Raw genomic sequence first — 13,571 nt, forward strand, 5'->3', positions numbered from 1 at the left:
ATATCGGAGTTCTGTTTCAGCCCGATCGCTCCTGGGATGATATCCCTGTGATGTATTGAATTTTACAGGAAAACAAGTCCCTTTTGCGAGGATTGCGTGATTGTTGCGAAACTGCCGCAACATCAAAGGCCTGTTTTCAGTCGTCTTTTGTCATCATAGCGCCCTGCCTATCCGACGAGGATATTGCGGAACTGCCAAGGGTCTTTGCGGTCGATATCCTCTTCAAAGAGTATGCCGCGGCCCTCCAGCGGGGTCCAGTCGGTATAATATCCCTTCACCGGGCCCAGATAGGGCGTCTGTACTTCAAGGCAGCGGCGATAATCGATCTCGTCGGTTTCGACGATGCCGCTTAAAGGATTTTCCAGCGCCCAGACCATACCGGCAAGGACTGCGGACGATACCTGCAATCCGGTGGCATTCTGATAGGGGGCGAGTTTGCGCGCTTCGCGAATAGAAAGCTGCGAGCCATACCAATAAGCGTTCCTGTCGTGACCGTAGAGAAGGACGCCGAGTTCATCTGCGCCATCCAGAATTTCGTTTTCTTCCAGCACATGCTGGACCGGCTGCGCACGCCCGCCATTGCCGAACATCTCGTCGAGCGACAGAATGGCGTCATTGCTGGGGTGATAGGCGTAATTGCAGGTCGGGCGATAGTCGAGTTTGCCCTTCTTGCTGCGCAGCGTGAAGAAATCGGCAATCGAAATCGCCTCATTATGGGTGACGAGCAGACCATATTGCGCGCCATGGGTCGGACACCATGTTCGAATGCGCGTATTGCCTCCGGGCTGTTCAAGAAAGATCGCTGCTTTGTTGCCCTTTTTCTGTTTGCGCGCATTCTTGGGCTTCCATTTTTCATGGCTGCCCCAGCCAAGTTCCGCAGGCTGCAAGCCTTCAGCAATGAAGCCTTCGACCGACCAGGTGTTCCAGAACGTGTTGAAGGGTTTGGGCTTTTTGGCGCGCTGCGTGTCGCGTTCGGCAATGTGAATGCCCTTGACGCCAGCTTTCTTCATGAGCTTTGCCCAGCCCTGACGGTCATCCGCTGCGGGTTCAATGAAGTCGAGCTTGAGTTCGTTCGCGAGATTGACTAGCGCCTTTTTCACGAACCACGACACCATGCCGGGATTGGCACCGCAACACGAAACGGCAGTCGGGCCGTCTGGGTTCTTGCGCTTTTCGGCCCGCGCGGTTTCGCGCAGGGCGTAATTGGTGCGTGCGGCATTGTCGGCCTCGGCATCAAAATAAAAACCAAGCCATGGCTCGACCACGGTGTCGATATAAAGCGCGCCTTGTTCACGGGCAAAACGCATCAGGTCGACCGACCCGGTATCCACGGACAGATTGACGACGAAGGGCTGGCCTTCGCCCTCTTTCAGCAGGGGACCAAGGATAGTTTTGTAATTATCGCGGGTGATGGCTTCTTTCAGGAAGCGAATGCCCTTGTCATCGAGATGCTTGCGGTTTTTTTCGCTTGGGTCGATCACGACCATACGCGCTTTCTCGAATTTGAAATGGCGCTCGATCAGCGGCAGGGTACCGCGCCCGATCGACCCAAAGCCGATCATGATGACGGAGCCGGTAATCTCGCCATGGACTTGCCACTTCTCTTTCGCCATTTTCTTCCTCTCAGAAGCCCACATGGGCTCTATTGATTATGGATAAAGCATAACACAGGTTCATTGAAAGGAAGCAACGTCACAAGCTTATGACATGCATGATTCTTTTAAATCTTATCAATGTCGATCAGTTTTGCGCGGATCATGCCGCGCAACGAATTGCCAACCAGAATGGTCCGTGCTTTTTTCAGGTCTTTAACCGAAACCGGCGTTTCGGTGGCAATGCCGTTGTTGAGGATTTCGCGGCGCAAAACACCGTCGAGAAGCCCTGACGACAGCGCGGGCGTGGCGAAGGTAGCATCGCCTGTATCGAGAAAAATCGAGGTGATCGTGCCTTCGCACAGTTCATCGCGCTCGTTAAGCAGAATGACTTCATCCACTTCCGCGAGCGAATATTCCTCCCGCGCCGCAATATAGGCTCGGCGACGCGTGGTTTTGTGGCGCAAGAGCGGATCGTCGTGTCTGAGGCGAGTGCTAGCGATGGCAATGCGCCAGACAGTGTTTTGCGGTAATGGTTCGAAAGGGGTGGCGATAATCTCGCTCAAACCGTCGGGTGCCAGCGTCAGGCGCAGTTTCAAGGCCTGATCGGATGTGCCTGCCGCTTCGATCTTTTGGCGGATCGCCATCATATCGCAATCGAAGCCGAGCTCGTTGGCCGAACCTTCCAGGCGCGCCATATGCAGATCAAGACGCAGGACACCCGACAGGGGTTCCCAGCGCATGGTCTCGATCAGTTGATAATCGGGCCCCTGATCGGTCTGCTCATCGAGCTTGACGCTGGCTTCTGCCCCGTCGCGAACCGCGCTTTCACCAGACATTCCTCATACTCCGCTTGCGCTGTGGAATCGAAGACCACGCCGCCTCCGACATTGAAGATCGCATGATTTTGATCCAGAAGCGAGATCGTGCGAATGGCCACATTGAACCGCATTTGCCCGCCCGGGGCGATCCATCCGAGCGATCCACAATAGATATCGCGGGGGCCAATCTCAAGTTCGCGCAGGATTTTCATGGCGCTGATTTTCGGTGCGCCGGTAATCGAACCACAGGGAAACAGGGCTGCAAAAATTGACCGCAACGGCAGATTGCTTTTCAGTCTTGCGCGCACACGGCTGATCATCTGATGAACGGTGGGATAGGTTTCAACCCTGAAAAGCTCAGGTACATCCAGCGAACCGACGTCGCTGATCAATGAAATGTCGTTGCGCAGAAGATCGACGATCATGCGGTTTTCTGCCTGGTTTTTCGGGTCGTTCATCAGGAAGCGCCGGTTTTCTTCATCTTCTTGCGGCGATGACCCGCGCGGCATGGTGCCCTTCATCGGATGGGTCTCGATAAAGCCATCGCTGCCGATCTCAAAAAACAGTTCTGGCGAGCGCGACAGGATGACGGGGCCACCAAGATCGCAAAAAGTGGCATAACGCACCGGCTGACGCTGGCTAAGCTTGTTGAAAAGCGTCAGCGGATCGCCCTGCCATTGCGCGTCAACAGGGAAGGTCAGGTTGCCCTGATAGCAGTCGCCGTCGCGCAAATGCTGGTGCAACCGATCGAAGCGTTGCTGATAGTCCTCAAATGACCATTGTGCGACGGGGTCGTGCAGGACGGTATGCGGGTCATCATTGTGATGATGAATCGCTTCGTCGCAAGGACCGTCGAAAACGCCAAAGCACAGCAGCGGGGTTCTGCGATTTTCCGGTAGGAGTGGTGCTAGCTTGGGTTCAAGAAGATAGCCTGCTTCATAAGCGAAATAGCCTGCAAGCCATTTTCCCGCCTCATGTGCGCGCTGCATCGCCTCCCATGCACACTCGAATTCGCTGGCACTTTCCGCGCGGATAATCGAAGACGGGTTCGCGAAAAGAACATCGCGGCCCGCCTTGTCATCCCGAAACAAAATAAGCGGCCTCTTAGAAACCGGCACGACTATATCTCAGTCTTCCATGGCTTCGAGTTCGTCGATGATGCCTTCGATCACCGACAGGCCCCTGTGCCAGAAATCCGGATCGGTCGCGTCAAGGCCAAACGGTGCCAGCAGTTCCTTGTGGTGCTTGGTGCCGCCAGCTTTCAGCATATCGAAATATTTCTGCTGAAAGCCAGTTTCGGAATTCTGGTAAACGGCGTAGAGCGAATTGACCAGACAATCGCCGAAGGCATAGGCATAGACATAAAATGGCGAATGGATGAAGTGCGGGATATAGGTCCAGAAGGTCTCGTAGCCCGGATTGAGATTGACCGCATCGCCAAGGCTTTCGCGCTGCACATCCATCCAGATTTCACCGATGCGTTCCGCGGTCAGTTCACCCTCGCCGCGTTCCTTATGGATGCGGCGCTCGAACTGGTAGAATGCGATCTGGCGCACGACCGTGTTGATCATGTCTTCGGCCTTTTGCGCCAGCATGGCCTTGCGCTCGCGCTTGTCCTTGGTGGCCGCAAGCAGGGATCGGAAGGTGAGCATCTCGCCGAAGACCGATGCGGTTTCGGCAAGCGTCAGTGGCGTTCCGGCCATGAGCGCGCCCTGCTTCCCAGCCAGAACCTGATGCACACCATGGCCAAGTTCATGGGCGAGCGTCATCACATCGCGCGGCTTGCCCATATAGTTGAGCAACACGTAAGGATGCGCCGAGGGCACTGTGGGATGGGCAAAGGCACCCGGTGCCTTGCCGGGGCGGACCGGAGCGTCGATCCAGTTCTTGTCAAAGAAGTCGCGTGCAATATCGGCCATTTCAGGCGCGAAATTGCCATAGGCGGAAAGCACGGTTTCGCGCGCCTGGTCCCATGAAATCAGCGCCTGCGGCGTCTCCGGAAGCGGCGCATTGCGATCCCAGTTTTCAAGCTTCTCAAGGCCGAGCCATTTGGCCTTCAGCGCATAATAACGGTGTGACAAGCGCGGATAGGCATCTTCGACGGCTTTGGTCAGCGCATCGACCACCTCGCGCTCGACACGATTGGCAAGGTGCCGGCTGTCGGCGATATCCTGAAAACCGCGCCAGCGGTCGGAAATTTCCTTGTCCTTGGCCAGCGTATTGGTGATCAGCGTGAAGATGCGCAGATTTTCACCAAAAGTCTTGGCCAGCGCTTGCGAGGCCTTCTTGCGGATAGCACCATCGGCATCCTGCAACAGGTTGAGCGTTTGTTCGATGGCCAGTTCCTCGTCATCGACCTCAAAGCGCAGGCTCGCCATCGTCTCATCAAAAAGACGGTTCCAGGCACTGTAGCCGGTGATCGACTTTTCGTGGAAGAGCTGTTCCAGCTTGTCATCGAGCTCATAAGGCTTGTCGAGGCGCAGGTCTTCCAGCCATGGCCGGTAATGGGCAATGGCGGTATTGGCTTTCATTGCCTTTTCGAGAACTGCATCATCGATGCGGTTGATTTCGAGACTGAAGAAAATAAGCGGCGTGTTGGCATCAGTCAGTTTCTGCTGAACATCGCCGTACAGTTTCATGCGCCTGGGGTCGCTGGTGTCACCATAATAATAAAGCCCTGCAAAAGAGGCGATGCGGCCCATGAGTTCGCTCAGGGCTTCATAGTCGCGGATCGCATCGGCAAAAGCGCCGCCATCAACTTTCGCCGCTTCTTCGCCAAGCCGACCTTTCCACCGCTTTTCAAAATCAGTCGCATCCCGGGCTGCCTTTTCCAGATCTGCCTTCAGTTCCGCGCTTTCGGGTGAAGGATAGAGATCTGCCAGGTTCCATTCCGGCAAAGCGCCAAGATCGGACTTTTTTGATGCACCTACAGCATTGGCGGCAGCACGCGGAAGGGGATTTGAGAAAGGGGTTGAAACTTGGGTCATGGCGTTCTCCTGTCGGCTTCTTCTCGCATGTCTTGTCGAGATCGCCAAGGTGGAAGTGCCCTCTTTCGTGATGGTGAAACGCGCCCCGACCGGAATCAAAGTTTATGGGATTATGGCTGACGGCTTCAGAATATGGCGCTGATGTGGCTTCGTTATAGAGAGAACTTGAATACACTTATGCGGCTTGGAAAATTTCGCCTTCCCGGAAAATGAATTCACTTGGAAATCGATAATCTGTTGAATATAAAGACTTTTATGCATGTTCTCTTGTTTGGCTCGATCAATTGCGGCTTCTTGAAGACTGTTAATATTTTTTTTACTATAATGAAAATAGATGCACTGTTGTGTCTTTTTTGCCATGGTGTTTCCGCATTTGTTGTTCACTAAAGCTCTATTAACCATTCAATCCGACAATGGGTCGATGGAGGCGAAGGGCAAGTTGCAGAAGGCTTGTTAACAAAAGAGCCGGTCGCAATGGTGTTCGCAGCGGTTATGGCATGTGCTGTAGCCAGTCTTCGATCGGAGCTGGACAAGGTTTTGGACGCGGCCTGTGGGAACGGATAAAACGGTAAGGCGATACGATCTGATGAATAGCATATCGACCATTCAAATGTGTCTGGCGGATGTCTGGGCAAAAGTCAGGCTCGGTGCGAAAGCCCGTCTGTCTCTGTCGCTTTCAGTCGTCGCGGCAACTTTTGCTTTGGCATTCATGCCAGCGCAGGCTTTCGCTGAGACGCGTTCGTTGAAGCTTTATTACGTCCATACCGGTGAAAAGGCCGAAATCGCCTTCAAGCGCAATGGCCGCTATCTTCCCGACGGCCTCAAACGTCTGAACGTTTTTCTGCGCGACTGGCGCCGCAACGAGCCGACCAAGATGGATCCGCGTCTGTTCGATCTGGTCTGGCAGGTTTATAAATCCTCAGGTTCCAGCCAGTACATAACGGTTGTATCGGCATATCGTTCCCCCGCAACCAACAAGATGCTGCGTGGCAAATCGAGCGGTGTGGCCAAAAAGAGCCAGCATATGCTCGGTCGTGCCATGGATTTCTTCATTCCCGGCGTCAATCTCGCCAAGCTGCGCGGCATCGGCATGCGCTATCAGATCGGCGGCGTTGGCTATTATCCGCGCTCCGGCTCTCCTTTCGTCCATATGGATGTCGGTAATGTGCGCTCCTGGCCCCGTATGAGCCGTCGCGAATTGCTGGCCCTGTTCCCGGATGGCAAAACCGCACACCTGCCGTCCGATGGTAAGCCGTTACCGGGTTATCAGCAGGCGCTTGCCATGATCGAAAAGCGGAAAGGCAGCGGCGGCGAAATCCTGATGGCCAGCAATTCCAGTACCAAGCGCAAGAGCAAGTCGCTCTTCGGTGCGCTGTTTGGCGGTGGTGCCGACGAAGAAGAGGATAATGGCGATACCGCCGTGCGCGGAAGCGCGCGTCCGGTACGAAATACGGCTCCCGTGAGAGAAGCACCTGCCGCAGTACCACAGCAGCCGGTACAGCCGGAAGAAACGATGATCGCAGCGTTGCCGACCAGAAATGCTCCGATCCCGATGCAGGCACCGCGCCCTGAAACGAACCTGGAATCTTTGATGCCTGCGGTAGAGCCACAGAATGCCGCACCCGCTCAAGATGCGGCGCTGGTGGCTATGAATGTGCCGATTCCGGCAAGTAAACCGCAGGATGCCATAGCGCTCGCTATGGCTGAGGCCGAAACGCAAGCGCCTTCTGCGTTGATGAATGGTTTTGTGCCGGTTCCGTCAATACGTCCGGATGGACAATCCGGGGCTGCTTCCGGTCAGGATGCCATCGCGGCGCTCGTCAGTGAGCAGCATGATGTCCTAGCGGCAAACAATGCAGATGCTTCGGCACCGATAGCGGGTCAGGCGGGTGCCTTGCCTCTGCCGCAGGAAGCGCCGCGCGCCAGCACAGAAATCGCCATGCTTTCCAAGAGTGACGAAATCGGCGAGTTGATCGCCACGCCGAAATATGATGACGATTATGACACCAAGCCGGTTGCCGCTGTTGCCGAGCAACCGACGCCGGTACAGGTCGCGTCTGCCGCAAATGCAATCCCCGTCCAGCCGGCAGTAACGAAGCAGGTCGCCAAGGTTGGCAAAGCTGCCAACACTGGCGTGCGCACCACCACCAAAGGCGCACGCAAGCTTGCCAAGGCTCTAGCGAAGCCGCGTCCGGTCGTGCAGCCGGTGACGGTACATAATGCCGCAATTGCCATGTCGGCGGAATCGGTTGCCAAAACCGTTCCAGAAACCAATCCGAACCTGCGCAATGATGCGATGCGTACGGCCCCCGCCGTAGTCTATACGGCAGGCTTCCAGCAGGGCGATCTGCCCAGTGAGCAAGCCAACAAGTTCAGGGGCAATGCCGTCACTTTCCTGACGGTGGCAAAATTCTCGAAACCAACCGATCTTTGACCGATTTCTTGTTGAGCTTTGATTGAGAGCAAAAATTAAAGGGCCCGCGAAGGCCCTTTTCTTTTGATCTTGAGCTGATCAGCCTTTTAGACCGGCAGCACCTTGCGCCAGCGCCGTAATGGCGTCCCAGTCGCCTTTCTCCACCAGCTCCTTCGGTGCGACCCACGAGCCACCAACGCAAATAACGTTCGGCAGTGCGAGATAAGTCTTTGCATTGGCCAGGCTGATACCGCCAGTCGGGCAGAAAAAAGTTCCGGCCAGAGGCGAGGAAAGCGCTTTGAGGAAAGATGCTCCGCCTGCCTGTTCAGCGGGGAAGAATTTGAGATGTGTGTAGCCTTCTTCGCGCAGCGTGAGCATTTCGCCTGGCGTGATGGCGGCAGGCAGGAGCGGCACGTCGCTGTCATTTGCGGCTGCAATGATCTGGCTTGTGGTGCCGGGGCTGACGATGAAACGCGAACCGGCCTTTGCCGCTTGCTCATAATGCTTTGCATTGAGGATGGTGCCCGCCCCGACAATCGCTTCGGGCACTTCCGAGGCAACGGCGCGGATGGCGTCAAGGGCCGCATCTGTACGCAAGGTGATCTCGATTGCGGGCAATCCGCCCTTGGCCAGGGCACGGGCGAGAGGAACGGCGTGTTCGACCCGATCGATCAGCAGCACCGGAATGACGGGCTGACCTTGCAGGACGGGGACGAGAAGGTCTGTTTTTTGCGGCATGTTCTCTCGCTTAATTTTCGGCTTAACTGCTGGGACGATTAATAATCGATTTAGAATGCCTTCCATTGTTTGTCTAGCTTTGAGCTTTCAAAGCTATTTCCATCGATCGGGGCGAGTGTGGTGGATTTGATTCTGAAATCCGGTCAAAGCGCGCTTTAAAGTGATACCAATTTCAGATTAGCGCCACTGTGTAATGTCAAACGTGACTTGAATTCGCCGTTTGCGGGAGGTAGTGCAGGGCTGGAATTCCAGAGAAGATAAGCTGATGAGCAATTTACCGTTTAAAGTTGCAGCCCTTTATTGTTTTGCGCCGCTGCCGCAATATGAAAGCCTGCGTGAGCCGCTGGCCAAACTCTGCTGCACAAATGGCATCAAGGGTACACTGCTTCTGGCAGGCGAAGGGATCAACGGCACGGTTGCCGGAACGGCGGCTGCGATTGAAAAACTGGTTGAGTACATCACGGCCATTCCCGGCCTTGGCGCGCCCGAACTGAAATATTCTCATGCAAGCGAAATGCCCTTTCACCGCATGAAGGTACGGCTCAAGCGCGAAATCGTCACCATGGGCGTCGAGGGCATCGATCCCTTGAAAAGTGTGGGCACCTATATTGCGCCGCAGGACTGGAATGCATTGATCGCCGATGAAAACACTGTCGTCGTCGATACGCGCAACGATTACGAATATGCCATTGGCACATTCGAAGGCGCGCTCGATCCGCAGACCAAGACGTTTCGCGAATTTCCGCAATGGGTCGAGGACAATCGCGACAAGCTGGGAGGCAAGAAGATCGCCATGTTCTGCACCGGGGGCATTCGCTGCGAGAAGGCGACAGCTTTTGTAAAGGGCCTTGGCTTTGATGATGTTTTTCATCTCAAGGGCGGTATTCTCAAATATCTGGAAGATGTGCCGCGTGAGGAAAGCCTATGGAACGGCGAGTGCTTCGTTTTCGATGAGCGGGTTGCCGTCGGCCATGGTCTGGTGGAAAGCGATGTTGAGCTTTGTCATGCCTGCCGTCGCCCCATCACGCCGCAAGACAAGCTTTCACAGTTCTATGAGGAAGGCATTTCCTGCGCTGGTTGCTTTGACGAGCGCACGCCGGAAGACCGCGCCCGCTTCGCCGAACGGCAAAAGCAGATCGCGCTTGCCAAACAGCGCGGTGCACCAAGGCATATTGGTAGCTAGAGCGCATCCCGACAGGTGTGAAATGATTTTCCAATAAGAGCGCGTCAAATCAGATAAACCTTTGTGCGGTTGTTTTGCCGCATGATGGCCCAAAGCACTAGCCAAATTGTTTTTGCCTGACTATTGTGCCCTTGTTTTTGGAACAATCTGAAATTGTTACAAAAATTTGGGCGACTTTTGCATGGACGCCTGTGTGAAAAGGGTCTGACGGCATCCGGGTCGCGTTTGCCTCCCTCATACCCATCATCGCAAGTCGAAGCATTGCGCAAAAAGCAATGCCTGAACGATTAAGCGCCGGTCGCTCGCCGGTGGATGATGGTGTTTGCTCGCATTGCGGGCATTATGGAGGTCGACAATGAAGACACTTATTGCGAAAAAGCTTATCACGGCGTTTATGATCACGGTTGCAGCCAGTGCTGCTACGATTGCCAATGCAGCCGAAAAGGTCACGGTTTTTGCCGCAGCCAGCATGAAGGATGTGATCGAGGAAGCCGCCAAACAGATCAAGGCCAAGGATGGTACGGAAGTGGTTGCTTCCTTTGCTTCGTCCTCGGTGCTGGCCAAGCAGATCGAGCAGGGTGCACCTGCACAGATTTTCATTTCCGCCGATCTGGACTGGATGGATTATGTCGAAAAAGCTGATGCCATAGACAAAGCCTCGCGCAAGGTCATTGCCGGTAATGCGCTGGTGATTGCAACGCAAAAAGATACGTCAAAGGCTGAGGCCAAGGATTTGTTGAGCGCGGGCCGTTTTGCCATGGGCGACCCGTCCAATGTTCCGGCTGGCAAGTACGGCAAGGCAGCACTGGAAAAGCTCGATCTCTGGAAAGACGTTGAAAAGAACGCCGTCTTTGCTGAAAATGTGCGTGTTGCGCTGCAATATGTGAGCCGCGCGGAAGTGAAGGCCGCAATCGTCTATGCGTCCGACCGTGCGGCGGCGCCTGATCTTATCGAGGCCTATCGCTTCCCCGCTTCGAGCCACGCGCAGATCCTTTATCCTGCCGCCATGATTGCCAAGAATGAAAGTGACGCCGCCAAGGCATTTCTGGCTTTCCTTGAAAGTGATGCCGGTCAGGCGATCATCAAGGATAAGGGCTTTGTCGGAGCCGCAGAGGCAGCGCAATAATGTTCGATGAAAATGTCTGGCAGATTGTTCTTCTGTCGCTCCGGGTTGCCGGGATCGCCATTCTTGTCGCTCTGCCAGTCGCCTTCATCGTCGCATGGTTGCTTGCCCGGTTTCAATTTCCGGGCAAGTCGCTTGTGCAGGCCATCGTCACCATGCCGCTGGTGTTGCCGCCGGTTGTGACAGGCTATTTTCTGCTGATCCTTTTTGGCGCACGCGGCGCGCTTGGTGGTCCTTTGCAGGAATGGCTCGGCCTTTCCTTTTCGTTTCGCTGGACAGGCGCGTCATTGGCCGCAGGCGTCATGGCCTTTCCCTTGCTCGTGCGTCCGATAAGGCTATCGATAGAAGGGCTTGATCGTGGGCTTGAAGAAGCAGCCCGTACGCTCGGCGCCAATCGTCTGGTTGCTTTTTTCACCGTCGTTCTGCCACCCTTGTTGCCGGGCGTTCTGGCAGGGGCGGTGCTGGGTTTTGCCAAGGCGTTGGGCGAGTTCGGTGCCACCATCACTTTTGTTTCCAATATTCCCGGCGAGACGCAAACCCTGTCGCTCGCCATCTATTCGCTATTGCAGACCCCCTCTGGGGATGCGGCTGCACTTCGGTTGATCGCTATCTCGGCCTCGATTTCGATTGCCGCTGTGGTGCTGTCCGAGTGGTTGCAGCGCAGGTTGACGAGGGAGGCGAAATGAGCGGTCTTGATGTATCAGTTGCCGGTTGCAATGGCAGATTCGCTGTTGAGGCAGATTTTGCTGCCAGCTGGGGTGTTACGGCGCTGTTCGGTCATTCAGGCGCGGGTAAGACCACGCTGCTCAAGATGATTGCCGGAACGCTCAAACCGCAAAGCGGTCGTATCGCAGTGGGGGATTTCACATTATTCGATGCCGATAAAGGCATAGATCTGCGCCCTGAGCAGCGCCGCATCGGCTATGTCTTTCAGGAAGCGCGGCTTTTCCCCCATATGAGCGTGAAGCGCAACTTGACCTATGCCCGCTGGGCCGGGCACAGGAAGAACACCCGCAGTTTTGACGAAGTGGTGGCGCTGCTCGGGATCGATCACCTCCTTAACCGTGCGCCTGCAAGCCTTTCGGGCGGCGAGCGCCAGCGCGTTGCTATTGGCCGTGCGCTTCTGTCTGATCCGGCTTTACTGTTGCTGGATGAGCCTTTGTCCTCACTCGATCATGCGCGGCGCCAGGAAATCCTGCCCTTTATTGAAAAGCTACGTGACGAAAGCCATGTGCCTATTGTCTATGTCAGCCATGAGATTGATGAAGTGGCGCGGCTGGCTGATGAAATCGTGCTGCTTGCGGGCGGAAAGGTCACGGCAAGCGGCGAGGCGGCTGAAATCTTTCCGTTGATCAATGCGCAGGATGAAGGCGGCGGCGTGCTACTTGAAGGCACTGTCTCATCCTATGACGAAGCTTATAAACTTGCAGAGATTGATCTAGGCGGCGCGGCATTCCAGTTAAGCGATACAGGCCTCAGGCAGGATATGCATGTGCGGCTGCGCGTTCGCGCGCGGGATGTCTCTCTTGCGCGAAAAGTGCCTGAAGAAATCAGCATCCGTAATCAACTCCACGTCACAATCACGGCGATTGAGACGGACGATGGACCGAACGCCCATGTGATGCTCGATTTTCGTGGACGTCGCCTTGGCGCACGCCTGACAAGGCGCTCCGTCGATGATCTTGGGCTGAACGTTGGTGATAAGGTGGTGGCGCTTATCAAGGCCGTATCGATTGATCGCGCAGGCATCAGGGAGAAATAAAACAAGGGCGACGAGCGAAGGGGTTTTCGGCGCTCTACTTTTATGCTTCCTGTCTGTGGAGATAGGAAGCAAAGATGACTGATTTGCAGAACTGGACGCGGCGTCCGAGGCCCGAGCGTAAGACATTTGAGGGGCGCTATGCGCGGCTTGAACCGCTCGATGCGCAAAAGCATGGTGATGAATTGTTCTCTGCATCGACAGTCAAGGATGCAGATCAGCGTTTCACATGGCTGTTTGAGGTCCCGCCCGTCAATCGCTCCGAATTCGAGCCTTGGCTTGAAAAAGCATCCGAGAGTGAAGACCCGTTGTTTTTTGTCGTGATCGACAAGGCGAGCGGCAAGGTTGCGGGACGTCAGGCGTTGATGCGCATAGAGCCTGAACATGGCGTCATCGAAATCGGTAATGTTTACTGGGGACCAATGATCTCACGCAGACCGGCTGCGACCGAGGCGCAGTTCCTGTTCATGCAGTATATCTTCGATGAGCTCGGCTATCGCCGCTATGAGTGGAAATGCAATGACGACAATGCGCCATCCAAGCGCGCAGCCGAGCGTTTCGGTTTTCGCCATGAGGGCACATTCCGCCAACATCTTGTGGTTAAGGGCAGAAACCGTGATACAGCATGGTTTTCCGTGCTTGATCATGAATGGCCAGCATTAAAACAAGCCTATCTCGCATGGCTTGCATCGGAAAATTTCGCCCAAACGGGCGAGCAGAAGAGAAAACTTGAGGAGTTTCGCAACCTTGGCTGAGCAAAAAAAGAGCAATCCGGCCATTGCCGCTGCAATCATTCTCGTCAGTTTCGGTGTGTTGGGCTATTTTCTGCCCGGTATCATGCTGGCGCTCGGTGAGCGTTCGCAAGTTGCGGCCGTCATTTTTGCCGTCCTGTTCGTGCTAGGCTTTTTTGCCATCTTCTGGCTGCGTGCACGCCGTCAAAAAAGGAACGACTGAT

12 protein-coding genes are annotated in these 13,571 nt (G+C 55.1%); 7 read left to right on the forward strand and 5 right to left on the reverse strand.

Annotation, left to right across the window (positions count from 1 at the left end; genetic code table 11):
- Window positions 1–167 precede the first annotated feature (167 nt).
- The 4 genes from AAIB41_RS11995 to AAIB41_RS12010 form a co-directional block, all read right to left on the reverse strand.
- Entirely contained in the window at window positions 168–1,613 is a 1,446-nt protein-coding gene (locus AAIB41_RS11995) for a homospermidine synthase (protein WP_343315520.1), read from the reverse strand.
- Between the two features lie 107 nt (window positions 1,614–1,720).
- Entirely contained in the window at window positions 1,721–2,431 is a 711-nt protein-coding gene (locus AAIB41_RS12000; protein ID WP_343315521.1) for an aminotransferase class IV family protein, read from the reverse strand.
- A complete protein-coding gene (locus tag AAIB41_RS12005; protein WP_343315522.1) occupies window positions 2,344–3,531 on the reverse strand; it encodes an aminodeoxychorismate synthase component I in 1,188 nt (395 codons plus the stop codon). The genes AAIB41_RS12000 and AAIB41_RS12005 overlap by 88 nt, the downstream gene beginning before the upstream one ends.
- Window positions 3,532–3,540: 9 nt before the next feature.
- On the reverse strand, window positions 3,541–5,400 hold the full coding sequence (locus tag AAIB41_RS12010; RefSeq protein WP_343315524.1) for a M3 family oligoendopeptidase: 1,860 nt from the start codon (window positions 5,398–5,400) through the stop codon (window positions 3,541–3,543).
- A 709-nt stretch (window positions 5,401–6,109) separates the two neighbouring features.
- On the opposite strand from AAIB41_RS12010, the gene AAIB41_RS12015 reads away from it, so the two are divergent.
- Entirely contained in the window at window positions 6,110–7,834 is a 1,725-nt protein-coding gene (locus AAIB41_RS12015) for a DUF882 domain-containing protein (protein WP_343316134.1), read from the forward strand.
- 78 nt (window positions 7,835–7,912) lie between these two features.
- Here the strand turns inward: AAIB41_RS12015 and AAIB41_RS12020 are convergent, their stop codons facing one another.
- Window positions 7,913–8,551 (reverse strand): 2-dehydro-3-deoxy-phosphogluconate aldolase, encoded by a 639-nt coding sequence (locus AAIB41_RS12020; RefSeq protein WP_343315525.1) that lies wholly within the window; start codon window positions 8,549–8,551, stop codon window positions 7,913–7,915.
- A 265-nt stretch (window positions 8,552–8,816) separates the two neighbouring features.
- Between AAIB41_RS12020 and AAIB41_RS12025 the strand changes: the two genes are divergently transcribed.
- The 6 genes from AAIB41_RS12025 (at window position 8,817) to AAIB41_RS12050 (ending at window position 13,570) form a co-directional block, all read left to right on the forward strand.
- Window positions 8,817–9,734 (forward strand): rhodanese-related sulfurtransferase, encoded by a 918-nt coding sequence (locus AAIB41_RS12025; RefSeq protein ID WP_343315526.1) that lies wholly within the window; start codon window positions 8,817–8,819, stop codon window positions 9,732–9,734.
- Window positions 9,735–10,089: 355 nt separating this feature from the next.
- Window positions 10,090–10,860 carry a molybdate ABC transporter substrate-binding protein gene (gene modA / locus AAIB41_RS12030; RefSeq protein ID WP_343315527.1) on the forward strand — a complete coding sequence of 257 codons (771 nt, stop codon included), beginning with the start codon at window positions 10,090–10,092 and terminating at the stop codon, window positions 10,858–10,860.
- Window positions 10,857–11,543, forward strand: coding sequence for a molybdate ABC transporter permease subunit (gene modB, locus AAIB41_RS12035; protein WP_343316135.1), 687 nt, complete (start codon window positions 10,857–10,859; stop codon window positions 11,541–11,543). Before modA ends, modB begins: the two co-directional genes overlap by 4 nt.
- Window positions 11,540–12,619 carry a molybdenum ABC transporter ATP-binding protein gene (gene modC / locus AAIB41_RS12040; RefSeq protein WP_343315528.1) on the forward strand — a complete coding sequence of 360 codons (1,080 nt, stop codon included), beginning with the start codon at window positions 11,540–11,542 and terminating at the stop codon, window positions 12,617–12,619. The genes modB and modC overlap by 4 nt, the downstream gene beginning before the upstream one ends.
- Before the next feature lie 74 nt (window positions 12,620–12,693).
- Window positions 12,694–13,371 carry a GNAT family protein gene (locus tag AAIB41_RS12045; RefSeq protein ID WP_343315529.1) on the forward strand — a complete coding sequence of 226 codons (678 nt, stop codon included), beginning with the start codon at window positions 12,694–12,696 and terminating at the stop codon, window positions 13,369–13,371.
- Window positions 13,364–13,570 carry a hypothetical protein gene (locus AAIB41_RS12050; RefSeq protein ID WP_343315530.1) on the forward strand — a complete coding sequence of 69 codons (207 nt, stop codon included), beginning with the start codon at window positions 13,364–13,366 and terminating at the stop codon, window positions 13,568–13,570. The genes AAIB41_RS12045 and AAIB41_RS12050 overlap by 8 nt, the downstream gene beginning before the upstream one ends.
- Window position 13,571 lies beyond the last annotated feature (1 nt).

The organism is Brucella sp. BE17, from assembly GCF_039545455.1.
GTDB lineage: Bacteria > Pseudomonadota > Alphaproteobacteria > Rhizobiales > Rhizobiaceae > Brucella.